The organism is Salinivibrio sp. IB574 (assembly GCF_001996205.1).
GTDB classification, from domain to species: domain Bacteria; phylum Pseudomonadota; class Gammaproteobacteria; order Enterobacterales; family Vibrionaceae; genus Salinivibrio; species Salinivibrio proteolyticus.
Window position 1 is genome coordinate 1 of the sequence record NZ_MUFN01000011.1, and the last position, 18756, is coordinate 18756.

Genomic DNA, 18756 nt, shown 5'->3' on the forward strand with positions numbered 1-18756 from the left:
CCCGAGTTCGCCTCTTAGCGCTATGTATTCACGCTAAGATACCTGCTTATGCAGGTGGGTTTCCCCATTCGGAAATCCCAGACTCAAATGGCTTTTACTGCCTTATCTGGGCTTATCGCAAGTTAATACGTCCTTCATCGCCTCTGACTGCCAAGGCATCCACCGTCTACGCTTAATCACTTAACCATACAACCCCAAGAGGTCTTTTTGCTCGATCTTTCTCTTTTATACGGCCTCTTGCTCACCGTTTGCTTGGTCACGTAACACGTTACGCTCCCAGCGACAAACGCCTCGCGCGAGATTGTCTAAAAAAGAAATCTGCGTCGCAAAACCACTGAGTGTTGAATCATCAACTAATTAAGGTTTTGTTTTTGCCGGACTCAAAATAGAGACTTTGCTTATCACTAAGACAAAGCCCAAGCACACTTGATTGTGTGAGTGACATTTCTGTCACTGATTGAGAACTTTACTGTCATTNAACGCCTCGCGCGAGATTGTCTAAAAAAGAAATCTGCGTCGCAAAACCACTGAGTGTTGAATCATCAACTAATTAAGGTTTTGTTTTTGCCGGACTCAAAATAGAGACTTTGCTTATCACTAAGACAAAGCCCAAGCACACTTGATTGTGTGAGTGACATTTCTGTCACTGATTGAGAACTTTACTGTCATTCTTTAAAGAATGACTTGTCAGCTTTCCAGATTGTTAAAGAGCATGTGAATCTATCAAGACGATAATCCACTTTTTAAAAACACTTGTTATAAATGTGCTTAAAAAGTGGTGGAGCTAAGCAGGATCGAACTGCTGACCTCCTGCGTGCAAAGCAGGCGCTCTCCCAGCTGAGCTATAGCCCCATCATGAATTCCTTAGATGCTGGTGCCAATTTCTTTTGAAGCAAGGCGAGGCATTTCGACGCTTAGTAAACTAAACGAGTAAGGCATCAACGCCGCATCAGGAGAAATTGGTGGGTCTGAGTGGACTTGCAATCTGTGTGAACACTCGCAAGAATAGCGTCAGTAAGGAGGTGATCCAGCCCCAGGTTCCCCTAGGGCTACCTTGTTACGACTTCACCCCAGTCATGAACCACACCGTGGTAAACGCCCTCCCGAAGGTTAAGCTATCTACTTCTGGTGCAGCCCACTCCCATGGTGTGACGGGCGGTGTGTACAAGGCCCGGGAACGTATTCACCGCAGCATTCTGATCTGCGATTACTAGCGATTCCGACTTCATGGAGTCGAGTTGCAGACTCCAATCCGGACTACGACAAACTTTAAGGGATTCGCTTAACATCGCTGTCTCGCTGCCCTCTGTATCYGCCATTGTAGCACGTGTGTAGCCCTACTCGTAAGGGCCATGATGACTTGACGTCGTCCCCACCTTCCTCCGGTTTATCACCGGCAGTCTCCCTGGAGTTCCCRMCATTAYKYGCTGGCAAACAAGGATAAGGGTTGCGCTCGTTGCGGGACTTAACCCAACATTTCACAACACGAGCTGACGACAGCCATGCAGCACCTGTCTCAGCGCTCCCGAAGGCACTCCTCTATCTCTAAAGGATTCGCTGGATGTCAAGAGTAGGTAAGGTTCTTCGCGTTGCATCGAATTAAACCACATGCTCCACCGCTTGTGCGGGCCCCCGTCAATTCATTTGAGTTTTAACCTTGCGGCCGTACTCCCCAGGCGGTCTACTTAATGCGTTAGCTCCGAAAGCCAAAGTCTTAAACCTCAGCCTCCAAGTAGACATCGTTTACGGCGTGGACTACCAGGGTATCTAATCCTGTTTGCTACCCACGCTTTCGCATCTGAGCGTCAGTCTTTGTCCAGGGGGCCGCCTTCGCCACTGGTATTCCTTCAGATCTCTACGCATTTCACCGCTACACCTGAAATTCTACCCCCCTCTACAAGACTCTAGCCTGCCAGTTTCAAATGCGGTTCCGAGGTTGAGCCCCGGGCTTTCACATCTGACTTAACAAACCGCCTGCATGCGCTTTACGCCCAGTAATTCCGATTAACGCTCGCACCCTCCGTATTACCGCGGCTGCTGGCACGGAGTTAGCCGGTGCTTCTTCTGCAGCTAACGTCAAGCAATGCACGTATTAAGTACACTACCTTCCTCACTGCTGAAAGTGCTTTACAACCCGAAGGCCTTCTTCACACACGCGGCATGGCTGCATCAGGGTCTCCCCCATTGTGCAATATTCCCCACTGCTGCCTCCCGTAGGAGTCTGGGCCGTGTCTCAGTCCCAGTGTGGCTGATCATCCTCTCAAACCAGCTAAGGATCGTCGCCTTGGTAAGCCRTTACCTTACCAACTAGCTAATCCTAACTGGGCCCATCCCRACGYGATAGCTTACATGTAGAGGCCACCTTTGGTCCGTAGACATTATGCGGTATTAGCCGTCGTTTCCAACGGTTATCCCCCTCGTCAGGGCAGGTTCCCAGCCGTTACTCACCCGTCCGCCGCTCGACGTCCAGTAAATCCACCGAAGCTTCAATACTGCCGTTTCCGCTCGACTTGCATGTGTTAGGCCTGCCGCCAGCGTTCAATCTGAGCCATGATCAAACTCTTCAATTAAAGTTTTTTNACGTCCAGTAAATCCACCGAAGCTTCAATACTGCCGTTTCCGCTCGACTTGCATGTGTTAGGCCTGCCGCCAGCGTTCAATCTGAGCCATGATCAAACTCTTCAATTAAAGTTTTTTCGAAACCGAAGTTTCAGCTCAATGAATACTGATTACTGTTTATCTCCGAAGAGAAAAACGAATTGACTGTGCCGAACAACTRTAAAAGTTGTCGTTTGGTCACTCAGTTCATCGAATAAATCTTTTTGTCTATTCTCAACGAGTGCCCACACAGATTGCATAGGTCAAATTGTTAAAGAGCGTCGCTCAATTTTGAGCGGGAGTGGCATTTTACGCCACAGAGGCAGTGAGTCAAGCTTTTTGTTTACTTGGCTTTGCTGCCGTTTGTTAGCGCGGTTTGCCGTGCCAACGAGGAGCGCATTATAGAGAGGTATTTTTGTGACGCAAGGGGTTTTTAAATAAAAAAATACCGACCGAGCAAAAAACACACAAAAGGGTGCATTAAAGGGGCTGGGTTTAACCATGGCGATGGATAGAAGCGGTAAAATAAAAGGTTAACGACTGGGAAATCCCTCGGCTATCTTTCCAACTTACAATGACTTCCAACTGTTTAGCATAAGGGCCTGTCTCCCCCATCAAGGTTTTTGTGGTTTTCGCTTCTAGTTGGTAAGGCGTCTCTTTGGTTTCAATCAAGCACCCGGCAATATTTGAAAGCCCAATCATTTCTCCATTGTTTGCTGAGCATGGTGTATCAGTGTTGATGCGCTGCCAAAGGGCGAGTTGATCACTGGCAATATGCATGGCTCCTTCGGCTAGCCGAGCATTATATTGCCGAGCTTCAATCTCTGCGGTGAGGCTATACAGCCCTAACCCCGTGACAGAAACCAGCACCAGCGCGATCATTATCTCTAAAAATGAAAAGCCAGATTGAGACTTCATCGCCTTTACCCTCCACTGGGTGGTGTTAGGTTGTAATAGCTATTGGGTAAGGGCCTTAACTGTCCGAGCCCCTCAAAACTAGCACGCTTATTACCATCATCATAATTAGCAACCAACGAGCCATTTATGACTGTATTTCCACCGGGCACATCAATAATAAATGCACCATTGGTTTTAAAACTACCATGAAACCAAAATGGGACTCGGCTTGCTTGCTCAGGTTCTCGCACATTGGTTGTAATATGCTGGCAAAGCTCACTTATCGACGCATTACTATGGCTACATGATAGCTGCTTGCCCTGTCCTACCGTCATTCCCCACTGTTTTGCAAATTCATTGGCCTGAATAGTGGGATTAAACTGATACACTGCGCCGTTAAAGGGATCTATCGTACCACGAAGTGCCATGATGCCATCTTGCACAACCAATAGGATGGGCGGGCTACTCGGCAAACTCTTTTCCCCTCCACGGCTTAAATCACAAGGCCCATCAACCCAGACTTTAACGTTAAGTTGTCCGTTCCCCTGTTCCATCGCGTTGTAGACCGCTTCATAACATTTCGATGCATCGCCATGCGTTTCAACGATGGTTCCGCCTTTTTCCTCAAACTGCTGTTTGGCAAGCCGCCACTGTGAACGCGGGACACCAAAAAAGTCTTGGAAAAGATCCATCTCCTCCACATTGGTTTGTACATCTTTTTTGAGCAGCTTCCTTGTCTCATCGCGGTTATCAGCTACTTTGTAATCGAGCACCTCAGTTTTATACTCAGGTGCACATTCATCTCCTCCTCCTAAGTGGACGGAGAATGTGTTTTGGCTTTTTTCCTCTTCGTTCTCCGGCACACCTTCACTTGGTTTTCGCGGGCTAATCCTCACATCACCACCAGCAATAATGGACTGACATTCATAGCGTCCATCGTCACGTTTTTTGCCCTTCGCCGGCCGCCACTTATTCGCTCCATAAAATAACGCCGAACCTGACGTGACAAACGCCGCCGCGCGACCGCCTCCCGCGCCTTGCAAGGTGACTCCAACCTGCTGCTGATGTGAGTGACTACTTAGCCGCCACAACGAGGGATTGTTTGGCCAAGGCGCTAGCTCTAATCGACTTCCAGCCACACCTTGGCACTCTGATAATTGAGTCAGCCCTTTGGCCGCATCACCGGATGAGAGATCGAGGCCCTCTTGATAAATTTTCGCCACCGCACAATCTAACCCCGCCCAAGCCCGAGAGAGGTACTCTTGGGTTTTAATTCGTGCCTGCGCCTGCTGGATATCATTGATCGCACGCTGACTCACACCAAACACCATCAACAGTGCAATCAAAGCAATACTGGCTACCACGACGAGCGTTGCAATACCGGTTTGTGTCTTCCTCATAACTGCCTCATTGTATTGCGTAATACCAGAGTGCGAGATAGGGTTTCTTGCGTGTGTGGGGCCTCTTTTAACGCGGCAGATAAGGTGATGGTTAGGGCCGTGACGGTGCGATGGTTAGACGTGCTCACTTCTTTGCGCTCAAAAGTCAGGTTATCAATTACAATGTTGCGTGAAGAGATATCTCGCCAGTAACCGGACTGACACGTCCAGTTGGATGTATTGTCGTGGTTCTCGTAGATTTCTACAGCCTGATTATCAGCATCAAACCGAAAGCCTTTGACATCATCTTTTCCTGCATCCAACTGAGGAACGACGCCCGCCTGTTGGTAGGCAAACCGAATGCATTGCCCCTGATTGTTGCTGCCAGTGTCGTCAATCAAAATCAGATGCTTATCTACTTGGAACGCTGCTGTCTCACCACACTGATAACACAATCCAGCTCGACGAATATCAGACTCCATCATGGTCAGTAAGCGGCTTAGATCAAGGGACAAGTTAGTCTTCGCATCAAGACGGGTTTGAGTCACACTGGCAGACGTCATCATCGACAATGCCGCCAACATGACCATCAGGCTAACCGATAAACCGATCAGCAGTTCGAGCAAACCATACCCCCACTGATTAACTACTCGCATCGTTTTCGTCCTCAGTGCGGCAAGTCGTGTTGTCTTTATTTTTGCAATGGCTAAAACCAAGGTACTGACGGATTTGCACGATATAGTCTGGCTGTTGGCTCTTTGCGGTGCTTAATCCCAGTGTGAGGTTGAGGTTCGGCCGCTGGGTGCGAAAGTCAATCGTGAATAAATCGCCGTCAGGTTGTACTTGCCACTTTTCTTTAACTTTCTGTTTTAGCGTGACCTGTTTATCTAGCCTCACCATCAAGGCTTGGGTTTGGTGACAGTCGAGAGACGTTGGCTGTCGGCCTGCTGATGTTCGGGCTGTGGACACTGGCTCTGCTTTGGCAACAATGCAATCCACCCCATCCTCACTCACGAAGCTGACAACATACGGACGACTTTCTTTAACGGCTCGGCTTTGAGCCAATTGAAACAAACTGGTGAGTGCCGCACTGTCATTGGCAATTAACGTCGCTTGGCGCGCTTTTTGAAAGTTGGGAAACGCAATGCTGCAAGTGATCGCCAGCACAGCAAGCGCGATTAGTGACTCAATTAAAGTAAAGCCATGAGAAAGCCGCTTCAGATGAGGGATAAAACGCATACTGCCTCCCAAGTTAATCGCCCACCGATTGATGATGAGAGTACCACTGCCCTAGGCTGGATGACGTTTTAGTGACAGAGTCTTCGAGAGGCTAACAAAAATGAGCTTTAACAGTATCTCACGCTTACAAAAAGGCGTGACATTAGTCGAGTTACTGTTTGGGGTAGCCATTATTGCTACGTTGGTAGGCATCGCGTTACCCGCTTATTCTCATTACAAACAGCAACAAGAAAGGCAACATGCAAAGCGTAATCTGGTTCAGCTGCAAGGGTGGATAGAAGATCATTTTATTACCCATCAATCCTTTCCTAACTCCAGCGACCAAACTGAGTTAAAAGATAAGCTGTGCGAAAACTGTCAGCTATCTGAACGCTACAACTTTGCAGTCCATGGGCAAACGAAAAGCTATTATGTCACTGCTACGCCACGTCAGGAAAGCGCGCAAAACAACGACCCCTGTGGGGTATTGACCTTATACCCGAGCGGGCTAATTGCCGCGCAATCAAACCATAAAGACTGTCCGCTTCCCCATATACAGCGGCCGACGAAAGGATAAAAAAATAGCCAGCACAAGGCTGGCTATTCATTATCTTAGTGTTCTTTGGACACGTGGCACTTTTTACCCGGTAAGGTCATCGAAGAATTTCTTCACGCCATCGAAAAAGCCTTCTGATTTTGGCTTATGCTTTTTCGCTTCGCTTCCACTGAATGACTCTTCAAGCTCTTGTAAAAGCTCTTTTTGACGGCTACTCAATTTGACAGGGGTTTCCACCACCAGCTTACAAATAAGATCGCCCATACTACCGCCACGTACGGATTGTACGCCTTTACCGCGCATCCGGAACATGCGTCCCGTTTGCGTTTCGGCCGGCACTTTCAAGCTCACACGGCCATCCAACGTCGGGACTTCAACTTCGCCGCCGAGTGCGGCCATTGTGAAACTAACCGGCACTTCGCAGTACAGGTTATTGCCATCACGAGTAAAAATATGATGCTCGCGAATGTGTACTTGTACGTACAAATCACCCGCTGGGGCACCGTTTTCTCCGGCTTCACCTTCACCCGATAGGCGAATACGATCCCCTGTATCGACGCCAGCTGGAATTTTCACATTCAGGTGTTTGGTCTTTTTCACACGACCTTGACCATGACAGCTGTTACAAGGGTCTTTAATAATGGAGCCGCTACCATGACAGGTTGGACAGGTTTGCTGCACAGCAAAGAAACCTTGGCGCATTTGCACCTGACCAATACCATTACAGGTACCACAGGTTTGCTTTTGCGAGCCAGGTTTGGCACCGCTGCCATGACACGTATCACAGCCTACATAGGTCGGGACTTCGATCTCTTTGCTGACGCCACGGACCGCCTCTTCAAGCGTTAGCTCCATGTTATAGCGCAGATCGGCACCACGTTGCGCGCGTTGCTGACCACCGCGACGCCCTCCGCCGAATATATCGCCGAATACGTCACCAAAAATATCGCTAAAGTCAGCGCCACCGCCGAAACCACCGCCGCCGAAGCCGCCGCCACCCATACCGCCTTGTTCAAAGGCTGCGTGGCCATATTGATCATAGGCAGCGCGTTTTTGTGGGTCGGTCAGCACTTCGTACGCCAGCTTAATTTCTTTGAACTGGTCAGCGGCATCTTCGCCTTTATTACGGTCTGGGTGATATTTCATCGCCAGCCGCTTATAGGCTTTTTTAATATCGCGCTCGCTCGCATCGCGGCTTAGACCGAGCACTTCATATAAATCTCTTTTTGACATGGTCTGACTGCACCTGTTTACGTCAACAAAACAAAGACGTTCAAATCACGGTTTGATAAAACGACGGGCGAAGGAGATTGCTCCCCTACGCCCGTGCTTACTAACGACAGCGCTTTCGCTTATTTCTTGTCGTCGTCTTTGACTTCTTCAAACTCAGCGTCAACAACGTCATCGTCTTGTTTCGCTGAATCTGCACCGGCGTCTTGTTGCGCCTGCTCAGCTTGTGCTTGCTGCTGAGCAATTTCCATCAGTTTTGATGAAGCCGCGACCAGTGCTTGTACTTTCGCATCGATGGCTTCTTTATCTTCGCCATTGCGCGCAGTTTCAAGCTCAGAGATCGCTGTTTCGATCTTCTCTTTGTCTTCTGCTGGCAGTTTGTCGCCGGCTTCTTCAACTTGCTTACGGGTGCCGTGAACCAGCTGATCCGCTTGGTTACGTGCAGTTGCGAGCTCTTCGAACTTCTTGTCCGCTTCTTTGTTCGCTTCTGCTTCTTGAACCATCTTCTCAACTTCTTCGTCACTCAAGCCGCCAGACGCTTGGATGGTGATTTTCTGCTCTTGACCCGTTTGCTTGTCTTTCGCAGACACGTTCAAGATACCATCAGCATCAAGATCGAAGGTCACTTCGATTTGTGGCACACCACGTGGCGCAGGCTGAATGCCTTCTAGGTTAAACTGACCCAGTGATTTGTTATGCATGGCTTGCTTACGCTCACCTTGAATCACGTGGATAGTCACCGCGCTTTGGTTGTCTTCCGCAGTCGAGAACACTTGGTTCGCTTTGGTTGGGATCGTGGTGTTCTTCTCGATGAGCTTAGTCATCACACCACCCATGGTTTCGATACCCAGTGACAGAGGCGTTACGTCAAGCAGTAGCACGTCTTTTACGTCGCCTGCCAGTACACCACCTTGCACTGCCGCACCAACAGCAACCGCTTCATCAGGGTTCACGTCTTTACGTGGGTCTTTACCGAAGTACTCAGCAACTTTCGCCTGTACCATTGGCATACGGGTTTGACCACCTACCAAGATGACATCAGTGATTTCATCAACAGACAGCTCTGCGTCTGCCAGAGCAACTTTCATTGGCTCAAGAGAACGTTGAACCAAATCTTCAACCAAAGACTCAAGCTTGGCGCGCGTTACCTTGATGTTCATGTGCTTAGGACCAGTAGCATCCGCAGTCACATAAGGCAGGTTCACGTCAGTTTGCTGTGCAGAAGAGAGCTCGATTTTCGCTTTTTCTGCCGCTTCTTTCAGACGTTGCATCGCCAATGGGTCTTGACGCAAGTCGATGCCTTGCTCTTTCTTAAACTCGTCGACCAAGTAAGTGATCAGACGGTTATCAAAGTCTTCACCACCTAGGTGCGTGTCACCGTTAGTCGCCAGTACTTCGAACGTTTGCTCGCCATCTACTTCATCGATTTCGATGATAGAGATATCGAAGGTACCACCACCCAAGTCATAAACTGCGATAGTGCGGTCGCCGCCTTTCTTGTCTAGACCATAGGCCAGTGCGGCTGCAGTTGGCTCGTTGATGATACGCTTAACTTCTAGACCTGCGATACGACCAGCATCCTTAGTTGCTTGACGCTGAGAGTCGTTAAAGTAAGCAGGTACTGTGATAACCGCGCCAGTCACTTCCTCACCGAGGAAGTCTTCAGCGGTTTTCTTCATTTTCTTCAGAACCTCAGCAGAGACCTGAGGTGCAGCCATTTTCTGGCCTTTCGCCTCAACCCACGCATCGCCATTGTCAGCTTTGACAATTTTGTATGGCATGATGCTGATGTCGCGCTGTACTTCTTCGTCTTCAAAACGACGACCGATCAAACGTTTGATCGCGAACAGGGTGTTTTCTGGGTTTGTCACCGCCTGACGCTTTGCAGGTTGACCGACTAGCGTTTCACCGTCTTGTGTATAAGCGATGATTGAAGGTGTTGTACGATCACCTTCTGCGTTTTCAATCACGCGTGCTTTTTCACCGTCTAGTACAGCGACACATGAGTTGGTTGTACCCAAGTCAATACCAATGATTTTACCCATCTGGTGCTCTCCGAAATTCGTTCTGTGGCTTTATTGCGTTACACCCTATGTGGGGGTAACCGTGAGAGGTTCAACCCCTCACCGCAAATTTTTATTTAACGCTGCAATCTAAATAAGGGCAGCATGCTTGTTTTCAAGGCCTGCGATAAAAAAAACCGCATTTTTTTAGGCCTTTTATATCGAGTGGCTGACAAAAAGGCCTGTATTTATTGACGTTTTCGACGTCGGCCTTATTACGCTTTTTCGTCAACGTTGCCTTGTGGTGCCTTAGATACCATCACCATCGCTGGGCGCACGACGCGACCATTTAGCTCGTAACCTTTTTGCATCACCATCATTACGGTGTTTGGCTCGTGCTCAGCGCTTTCTTGAATTGACATCGCTTGGTGCAGTTCAGGATTGAATGGCTGACCTTGCGGATCAATCGCGTTTAGGCCGAACTTTTCAACCGTATCAGTCATGGTTTTTAGGGTAAGCTCCACCCCTTCAACCATAGGCTTGATGGCTTCGTTTTCTTTATCCGCCATCTCGACAGCACGCTCCATGTTATCAATCACGGGCAACAGCTCACCGGCAAACTTCTCTAGTGCGAATTTACGCGCTTTATCGATTTCTTGCTCGGTGCGACGGCGCATATTGTCGACATCCGCACGGGCACGCAGCACGCTGTCTTGCTGCTCTTTCACTTTCGCTTCACTGGCTTCAAGTGCGGCTTCAAGCTCGGTAATACGTGCAATCATGGCCTCGGTCTCGGCGTCTTCGATATCCGCCGCACTACCGCTCACTTGTTGCTCAGTGGCCTGCTCTGCGTTTTTGGCTTCAGCAGCTTGCGCTTGTTTTACGGCTTCCTGCTCTTGCTTCACTTTCTGTTCTTCGCTCATGATCACTCCGACACAAATGGCATTGCCCAGCACGCCACTGGGACTATTCAACTTGATTGACGGGGTTATTATGGGGATGAATATTCACGATTCAACCATCAGGCCAACCCAAATCACGACAATCGCGAATTTGCCGCGTTATACTGGGCACAAATAGACACAGGATCCGCATTATGTCGACACCTTTTACACGCATTGCGCTTATCGGTAAGCCCCGTAATCCAGAGGCCGTGAACACACACATTAGCCTTTACCATTGGCTCACGGAGCGTGGCTATGAGGTGTGCATTGATACGCGTCTTAACGCTAACTTGGGGTTACCCGATGCGCATTACTTGGATCTTGTTACGATTGGTCAACACGCTGACTTGGCCATCGTGATCGGGGGCGACGGGAATATGCTGGGCGCAGCACGCGTGTTATCGCGCAGTGACATCAAGGTGATTGGGGTGAATCGGGGCAATTTAGGCTTTTTGACCGACTTAGATCCCGACGCCTTCGAAAACGCGCTTGAAGCCGTCTTAAACGGTGAATATATGGAAGAAGATCGGTTTTTACTCGAAACCGAGATCCACCGTCATGACCAAGTCAAAAGTCATAATGCCTCACTGAACGAAGCAGTGCTCCACCCAGGGCAAGTGGCGCATATGATTGAGTTTGAAGTTTACATTAACGAACAATTTGCCTTTTCTCAGCGCTCCGACGGGATCATTATTTCAACCCCCACCGGCTCCACGGCGTACAGTTTATCGGGAGGCGGCCCTATTCTCTCTCCGAGCCTAAACGCGATTTCACTGGTCCCTATGTTCCCTCACACCCTATCCAGTCGTCCGTTAGTCGTCGATGGCAACCGCCGCATTAAACTGCTGGTTTCGCCCGATAACCGCGGCACGCTGGAAGTCAGTTGCGACGGACAAGTCTCTCTTCCCGTGAACCCTGGCGACGAGGTGCACATTTATAAAAGTCCGGCCACGCTGAAGCTTATCCATCCCAAAGATTACAATTATTACAACACGTTACGCACCAAGCTAGGCTGGTCGTCGAAACTCTTCTAATCGCTTCCCTTGCCGTAAAAGGGCATAAAAGCAGGTTCGCCTGCTTTTTTTTGTGTGCAATTTTTGTGCGGAAACTCCCAGAAGGAACAATTCTTCTTTTTACATATTCACTGGATGTAAAAACAGTATATACTGTATCTATACACAGTTGTTTATAGATACAGGTGTTTTCCTATGTTAGCCGATATGACCATTCAAAACTTTGCCATCGTGAAATCCTTGGAGTTGGAGTTTAGTAAAGGAATGACGGCGATCACCGGAGAGACAGGTGCAGGTAAATCGATTTCTATCGATGCGCTCGGCCTTTGCCTAGGCGACCGCGCGGATGCCAATATGGTACGCCCCGGCGAAAAACGCGCAGAGATCACCGCCAGTTTTACCCTCGAACAAAACAGTGCGGCACGTCGTTGGTTGCAAGACAATGAGCTTGAAGACGGCGACGACTGTATTCTCCGTCGCGTGATTACCAAGGAAGGCCGCTCTCGTGCTTACATTAACGGCAACCCTGTTCCTGCCTCACAGCAAAAAGCCCTAGGACAACTACTGATTAATGTCCATGGCCAACACGCTCACCAACAACTGTTGCGCCCAGAACACCAGATCACCCTGCTCGACCAATATGCCGGACACCAATCACTACTCGATAAGATGGCGTCTCGCTACCAACGTTGGCGTCGTGCTAAAAACGAGTTAAAGGCACTGATCAAGAAAAAAGACGATCTCGATGCACAACAACAACTGCTGGAATATCAAGTCGGCGAATTGAACGAGCTGGCACTAGGCGAAGAGGAATACCAGCAGATTGAAGAAGAACACAAGCGCTTATCAAACAGCGGCGATATTGCGATGACAAGCCAAGCAGTCGTGGATTTGCTCAGTGATAGCGAAGACGCTAACGCGCTCAACCTTTTAAATGCCGCACAGCAACGCTTGGTTGAACTGGCCACACTGGACAGTCAATTTGAGCCCTTAGCCACGCTCATTGAAGAAGCGCGCATTCAAGCGCAAGAAGCGAGTCAAGAAGTGACCAGTTATCTCGACCGGTTAGACATGGATCCGCAACGCTTGCAATATCTTGATGCGCGTATGAGCACGATTATGAGCTTGTCACGCAAACATCATGTGCAACCCGAGGCGCTTTATCAAACGCACCAACAACTGATCCAAGAACTGGATAAATTAGCCCATAATGATGAGGCGATTGAGCAGCTCCAAGCCGACGTGGATGCGCATTTTGCCGCCTGTTTGGATACGGCAGAAAAACTCAGTAAAAGCCGACGTCGTTATGCCCGTGAGCTCAATAAACTGATCACGCAAAGCATGCACCAACTGAGCATGGAGCACGGTACCTTTGAAATCCAAGTCGAAAACAAAGCCGACACTCACCTAAGTCCCTTAGGGGGAGATGCGGTGGCCTTTTTGGTGTCAACCAACCCGGGTCAACCGCTGCAACCGCTCGCAAGGGTTGCCTCTGGCGGTGAGTTATCTCGGATTTCATTAGCCATTCAAGTGATCACCGCCCAAAAAGTGGAAACCCCGAGCCTGATCTTTGATGAAGTCGATGTAGGTATCAGTGGTCCAACAGCGGCGATTGTCGGTAAGTTACTCCGTCAATTGGGCCAATCGACCCAAGTAATGTGCGTAACACACTTACCACAAGTCGCCGGATGCGGGCATCAGCAAATGTTTGTCGCCAAACAAACAGAAAAAGGCACCACGACCACCCGTATGTATCCGTTGGCCCGCGAAGAACGCATCAATGAACTGGCACGCCTACTCGGCGGTAGCGAGATCACCGAACGCACGCTGGCCAATGCCGAAGACTTGCTGGTTGCCGCATAGCATGCGTCAACCCATGGCACTCACCGATTCGCGACACCTCACAAACCTGTGAGCGTGTCGCCTTTTTCTCTTTTTAGAGCGAACTTTTTTCGATTCTTCCCATCCAATCGCTAGTCGCGAGCAGGTTTTTTACATATATTCCGCGCTTGTTTATACTCATCCGCCTTTCGTCAGGGACGAAAAAGCCTGTATCCACGGAACGATTTGCGTGTGAGTGATATTATTTGCCATCAACGAGACAGTGAAGATGTTAACTATGGGTTGGACTAAAGCCGCCATTGCTGCCCTAATGGCAATTGCCATTACTGGCTGTTCTTACGCCGAGAAACTGGTTTATCGCGTCGATATCAATCAGGGCAATTACATCGAAGAAAAAGCCGTAGACTCACTTAAGTTTGGCATGACCAAAGAGCAGGTTAAGTTCTTACTCGGCCCTCCTATGCTGGTCGAATCTGGCTACCCAAACACGTGGTATTTTGTCCAATGGCAACAACCTGGTCACCAAGCGCCAACACAAAAAGATCTCGTGCTCTCTTTTGATGACAACAACCAGTTAGTCAAGGTCGATGGTGACTTCACGCCGGGTGAAAGCTTTTTCGAAGCCGTCCAATAATTCACGTTTCCGCGCGGTATCGCCACTGCGCGGAGCTCCTATGCCTTCGCGTTCATGGTAGTCTTAAGCTTTTACGCTTAGCTATCACACTATGAAACATATCTTCGAACACCATGGAAAACGCCTTGCTTACCAAGATGTTGGGCAAGGGCCTGTTCTGTTATTCGGCCATAGCTACCTGTGGGACAGTGCCATGTGGGCGCCTCAGGTTGAAGTGTTAAGTCGCCATTACCGTTGCATTGTGCCTGACTTGTGGGCCCACGGGGACTCAGACGATGCCCCCGAGCAGACACACTCGCTCGCTGATATTGCGGCAGACATGCTCGCACTGCTCGATCACCTCAACATTGAACAGGTCACGCTCATTGGTCTGTCCGTCGGCGGAATGTGGGGCGTTGAGTTTGCTCAGTTAGCGCCTTCGCGTTTGAAAGCATTGGTGTTAATGGACACCTTTGTCGGTCGCGAGCCCGAGGTAACGCACCAAAAATACATGGGAATGCTCACCACTATCGAGCAAGTCCAGCATGTCCCCGCGCCGCTTCTCGACGCCATCGTGCCACTGTTTTTCGCTCCCACCACGCTGGCACAGCAACCGCACTTCGTCGACGCTTTCCATCACTCGCTCCAGCAACTTGAAGGCGATCGCGCTAACGCCGTCGCTCGTATTGGCCGCCTTACCTTTGACCGTCGCGATCAAATCGATGCTCTCGCCAAATTAGCATTGCCCGTGCTGATTATGGTGGGGCAACACGATGTGGCTCGTCCGCCGCTTGAGAGCTATTTGATGCAAGATGAGATCACAGGCGCGGAGCTCACACTGATCCCAGAGGCAGGACACATTGCTAACCTTGAGCAACCAGAACGAGTTACCGAACGTTTGACGCATTTTTTACAACACGTCTATCGAGACTAATGCGTTAACAAGACAACTATCCGCGCTCTCTTGATACAAAAAAACGCCGAGAGTCGGCGTTTTTTCATGTTCGTTGCGAAAGCCGTTGACGGCGTTAAGAGCGCTTGCGCTGAGTATCCACGCGTCCACCCGTAACAGGATCCGCTTTTCCTTCTAGCTTCGCGCGTTCCGCTCGGCGTCGGCGAATTTCTTTGGGATCTGCCTGCAGTGGGCGATAAATCTCAATACGATCTCCATCACGCACTTGCGCATCCAGCTTCACGGTGCGGCTGAAGATGCCAACTTTATTGTTGTCTAAATCAATCTCTGGGTAAGCTTTAAGCACACCAGATTGGCGAATAATCTCTTCAACGGTCGATTGCGGTTTCACCACACAATTAAAAATCCGCTGCTCATTCGGCAATGCGTAGACCACCTCAACACGGAGTAGTGTTTCTTCACTCATAGATCGTTTTCGCTCGTTCAGTAAATGCTTTCACCATACTACTTGTTAGCTCGCTGAAGATACGACCAAACGCCACTTCAACTAATCGATTGGTAAACTCAAATTCAAGATCGAGCTCAATTTTACAGGCGTCGCTGGAAAGCGGTGTAAAACGCCAACCTCCGCTCAGCCGTTTAAATGGCCCATCGACCAATGTCATATCAATGCGCGTGTTTTCCACCAAGTAATTTTTGGTCGTAAAGGTTTTCTTAATGCCTGCCTTCGCCACGTCTAACGATGCCACCATGGTTGTGTCAGTGTGCTCAATCAAGCGTGTGCTCACACACCCAGGCAAAAACTGTGGATAGGCCTCAACATCATTCACCAAGGCAAACATTTGCTCAGCACTGTAAGGCACTAAAGCCGAGCGGATAATTTGCGGCATAAGGACTCCTTGCAAGTTAACCGCGAAATCATACCACCGCCTCATCTATTCACCAAAGCGTGCAGCCGCGTGTATCGACAAATACAGATGCGCTTCACTCAGGCTCGTGCGATAATCCTTTCATTCCTCAACACATAGCCTTTATAATGCGCCCACTATGGCTAAGAAAAACGCAAAGAACAAAGCAAGCAGTAACACCATCGCGCTGAATAAAAAAGCTCGCCATGAGTTCTTCATCGAAGATGACTTTGAAGCTGGGCTTGAGCTACAAGGCTGGGAAGTAAAATCTCTCCGTGCCGGTAAAGCCAATATCAGCGAAAGTTATGTGTTGCTGAACGTCAAAAAGCCAGAATCATGAAAAACGCAGCACGTTAATCGTTGACGCGGCAGATCAATATGTTAGACTCTGCCGTCCAAACTCTGGGGCTGATTCAGGATTCGACAGGATTGAGAAGGCCCGTGGAGCATGCCGAGGGGCGGTTGGCCTCGTAAAAAGCCGCAAAAAAATAGTCGCAAACGACGAAAACTACGCACTAGCAGCTTAATAACCTGTTGAGTGCCTATCCTCCCTAGCCTTCGCCTGTAGGACGGGGATCAAGGATAGTCAAAACCAAACAGGATCGCGTGGATGCTTTGACCCGAAAGCTGAAGCGTTAAATCTAAGTCGGGTATGTCTTTGTGTGGCGTGTTTGTCCGCAGCACACTGACGAGATTAAAGACAAACTAAGCATGTAGCGCCATTGGTTAGACTGATTCTGGACGCGGGTTCAACTCCCGCCAGCTCCACCACTTTTCTATAAGTTGTTGTTTTAGATAAAAGTTCCTTTGTTTCAAGTAGTTAAAAAGAGTATGTGTGATACAAAGCTGGCCTACAAAGGTGAAACTTTGCACATATATCGACGTAAAAACAGCAACATCTATTACTTTCAAAAGCGAGTTCCCAGCCATCTAGTCGAGCACTACGGCAGAAAGCTAATTCGCTTCTCCCTTAAGACCTCCGATAAGAAGCGGGCTAAGCAGCTAGCTGCAATCGAGGCTGGTCGTTTAGCTGAAGAGTTTGCAAGGCTTGACGGTCACTCCTTACCCGAGCGGAAAGTTGAGCTAGTCGATCTGCAAAACCTTGCAATTGAAGCGGCTAATCAATGGATTAAATATAAGAGAGACCATATGTTTACTAGTGGTGTCTCTTATGAATCTCTGCATCACGGTCTAGATGAAAGCCTATCCAGCATTCAAGAGCACGCAGAGAACATGCTGTACCATGAAGCAATGTTTGACGATAACCTCCGTGTGAAGCGTGTTTTTGAAGGAGCCTTGCCTGATAGAGCTTCCGACATATATAGCGGCCTAGAACCACAACAAAAAGCAAGAGTGTTCATCGAATTTGCTAAGCAATTGAGAGCTCAAACTCAAGGGCTTCACGCTTTGATATCTGGAGCGACACCAAGCATTACAGGTGTTGTAAAACCTATTCCAAAAATTGAGAAAGCCCCTACAATCGAGCGCGTTGCAGCTGAATTTCTTGAAAATAAAAAGACAGAAATGGCGGCTTCTGGTAAGCCTATGAGCAGCAAACTGGAGCAACGCTATCAGGTCTCTTTTGAGTGCTTAGTCGGTCTACTCGGTGGTGACACGCCTATCAGAGACGTATCTACAGCAGATATTCGCGAACTACGTGATGTATTGATAAGTACTCCATGCAACTCATCTAAGCTGAAGGAGACAAGAGCTCTAACAACACCTGAGCTTATTGCAGCTGTTAAGAATGGGCAGTTACAGCACTTAAAGAGCCTATCTGTAACCAGTATCAATCAGCGTCTAGAAGCTGTCTCTGCAATGTTCAAGTTCGCAGTGCAAGAGCGTTACGCAAGCTTTAACCCAGCAGAGAGCGTCAGGCTCAAGAAAGCAATAGCATATAAGGATGCTCGCTTGCCATACCCACCTGAAATGCTCAGCAAGCTGCTCCAGCTAACCAAAGGAACGGTACACTATTGGATTGTGCGTGTTGCTTTATGTTGTGGTCTACGTATGAACGAGATTGTTCAGCTACGACCATCAGACATCCGCCAACAAGAGGGAATCTGGTACATCTCCGTCAATGATGAGGACGGCAAAGCTCTGAAGACATACACCTCTGCCAGATCAGTTCCTATACCGGACGTATTGCTTAAACTTGGATTTATTGAATTTGTACGCTCTGTCTCGACGGAGACCATCTTCAATATCAAAAAGCCCAAGGGAGGCGGGTATCGCTCTGATATCTACAGCAAGAAGTTCAGGTACTTCACAAACATCCACGACCTAAGAGCCGACCGCGTTACTTTTCACAGCTTAAGGCACAACTTTAAGGACTTAGCGTTAAATGCAGGCATCCCTGAAGTAGCTTATAAACAGCTAGGTGGTTGGGCCGACGGCTCAGTAAGCGGTAACTATGGTTCAGGGCTGACAATTGCCAACTTGAAGAAGTATATAGAGACCATAGACTACCCCATCGACGAGCAAGAGGCAGCTGATACTCTACTCTCTATGGCAGGATAGTTTTTCTAGAGCTCCTATATGGACTCTCAGGAAGCCTAAGACAGCCAAGTGGAAACACTATTGTCGATTGATGGGGCGAGTAGCAGTGCCCCATGATTTCTCTAACCATTTCCTTTAAGCGG

Annotated in this window: 15 protein-coding genes, 1 tRNA gene, 2 rRNA genes, 1 other RNA gene and 1 pseudogene; 8 read left to right on the forward strand and 12 right to left on the reverse strand. The window is 48.9% G+C overall.

All coding sequences use genetic code 11. From position 1 onward, the window contains the following. The 7 genes from BZJ17_RS06665 to BZJ17_RS06695 form a co-directional block, all read right to left on the reverse strand. Positions 1–186 (reverse strand): 23S ribosomal RNA (locus BZJ17_RS06665); the annotation flags it as partial. Positions 187–776: 590 nt separating this feature from the next. Then, a tRNA-Ala gene (locus BZJ17_RS06670) sits at positions 777–852 on the reverse strand. A gap of 163 nt (positions 853–1015) precedes the next feature. Continuing rightward, positions 1016–2570 (reverse strand): 16S ribosomal RNA (locus tag BZJ17_RS06675). A 523-nt stretch (positions 2571–3093) separates the two neighbouring features. Next, the gene (locus tag BZJ17_RS06680; protein ID WP_069591131.1) at positions 3094–3516 is read right to left on the reverse strand and encodes a prepilin-type N-terminal cleavage/methylation domain-containing protein; all 423 of its coding nucleotides are present in this window, start codon (positions 3514–3516) and stop codon (positions 3094–3096) included. Between the two features lie 5 nt (positions 3517–3521). Further along, positions 3522–4895, reverse strand: coding sequence for a hypothetical protein (locus tag BZJ17_RS06685; protein WP_077640190.1), 1374 nt, complete (start codon positions 4893–4895; stop codon positions 3522–3524). Further along, on the reverse strand, positions 4892–5530 hold the full coding sequence (locus BZJ17_RS06690) for a hypothetical protein (protein ID WP_077640191.1): 639 nt from the start codon (positions 5528–5530) through the stop codon (positions 4892–4894). Before BZJ17_RS06690 ends, BZJ17_RS06685 begins: the two co-directional genes overlap by 4 nt. Continuing rightward, positions 5517–6113, reverse strand: coding sequence for a prepilin-type N-terminal cleavage/methylation domain-containing protein (locus BZJ17_RS06695; protein ID WP_077640192.1), 597 nt, complete (start codon positions 6111–6113; stop codon positions 5517–5519). The genes BZJ17_RS06690 and BZJ17_RS06695 overlap by 14 nt, the downstream gene beginning before the upstream one ends. A gap of 100 nt (positions 6114–6213) precedes the next feature. On the opposite strand from BZJ17_RS06695, the gene BZJ17_RS06700 reads away from it, so the two are divergent. Then, entirely contained in the window at positions 6214–6669 is a 456-nt protein-coding gene (locus tag BZJ17_RS06700) for a type IV pilin protein (RefSeq protein ID WP_077640247.1), read from the forward strand. A 63-nt stretch (positions 6670–6732) separates the two neighbouring features. Here BZJ17_RS06700 and dnaJ read toward each other — a convergent pair whose 3' ends face one another. From dnaJ to grpE, 3 genes are all read right to left on the reverse strand, one after another. After that, entirely contained in the window at positions 6733–7881 is a 1149-nt protein-coding gene (gene dnaJ / locus BZJ17_RS06705; protein WP_077640193.1) for a molecular chaperone DnaJ, read from the reverse strand. Between the two features lie 119 nt (positions 7882–8000). After that, positions 8001–9923 (reverse strand): molecular chaperone DnaK, encoded by a 1923-nt coding sequence (dnaK, locus tag BZJ17_RS06710; protein WP_077480964.1) that lies wholly within the window; start codon positions 9921–9923, stop codon positions 8001–8003. Between the two features lie 233 nt (positions 9924–10156). Continuing rightward, complete coding sequence (grpE, locus tag BZJ17_RS06715) at positions 10157–10804, reverse strand: nucleotide exchange factor GrpE (RefSeq protein WP_077480966.1); 648 nt, start codon at positions 10802–10804, stop codon at positions 10157–10159. A gap of 173 nt (positions 10805–10977) precedes the next feature. Here grpE and nadK point away from each other — a divergent pair, with 173 nt between their 5' ends. From nadK to BZJ17_RS06735, 4 genes are all read left to right on the forward strand, one after another. Next, positions 10978–11859, forward strand: coding sequence for an NAD(+) kinase (nadK, locus tag BZJ17_RS06720; protein WP_077640194.1), 882 nt, complete (start codon positions 10978–10980; stop codon positions 11857–11859). Positions 11860–12033: 174 nt separating this feature from the next. After that, entirely contained in the window at positions 12034–13701 is a 1668-nt protein-coding gene (gene recN, locus BZJ17_RS06725; protein WP_077640195.1) for a DNA repair protein RecN, read from the forward strand. Positions 13702–13957: 256 nt separating this feature from the next. Continuing rightward, positions 13958–14314 (forward strand): outer membrane protein assembly factor BamE, encoded by a 357-nt coding sequence (gene bamE, locus BZJ17_RS06730; RefSeq protein ID WP_069591158.1) that lies wholly within the window; start codon positions 13958–13960, stop codon positions 14312–14314. Positions 14315–14405: 91 nt separating this feature from the next. Further along, complete coding sequence (locus BZJ17_RS06735) at positions 14406–15227, forward strand: alpha/beta fold hydrolase (protein ID WP_077640196.1); 822 nt, start codon at positions 14406–14408, stop codon at positions 15225–15227. A gap of 94 nt (positions 15228–15321) precedes the next feature. Here BZJ17_RS06735 and BZJ17_RS06740 read toward each other — a convergent pair whose 3' ends face one another. Then, positions 15322–15672: an RnfH family protein gene (locus tag BZJ17_RS06740; RefSeq protein WP_069591153.1), complete on the reverse strand. Its 351-nt coding sequence runs from the start codon at positions 15670–15672 to the stop codon at positions 15322–15324. Continuing rightward, complete coding sequence (locus BZJ17_RS06745; protein ID WP_069591154.1) at positions 15665–16096, reverse strand: SRPBCC family protein; 432 nt, start codon at positions 16094–16096, stop codon at positions 15665–15667. The genes BZJ17_RS06740 and BZJ17_RS06745 overlap by 8 nt, the downstream gene beginning before the upstream one ends. 157 nt (positions 16097–16253) lie before the next feature. Here BZJ17_RS06745 and BZJ17_RS06750 point away from each other — a divergent pair. The 3 genes and pseudogenes from BZJ17_RS06750 to BZJ17_RS06760 form a co-directional block, all read left to right on the forward strand. After that, positions 16254–16430: pseudogene (locus tag BZJ17_RS06750) on the forward strand (SsrA-binding protein); the annotation flags it as partial. A gap of 88 nt (positions 16431–16518) precedes the next feature. Beyond that, positions 16519–16885, forward strand: a transfer-messenger RNA (tmRNA) gene (gene ssrA, locus BZJ17_RS06755). Between the two features lie 60 nt (positions 16886–16945). After that, a complete protein-coding gene (locus tag BZJ17_RS06760) occupies positions 16946–18634 on the forward strand; it encodes a DUF6538 domain-containing protein (RefSeq protein ID WP_077640197.1) in 1689 nt (562 codons plus the stop codon). Positions 18635–18756: the final 122 nt, after the last annotated feature.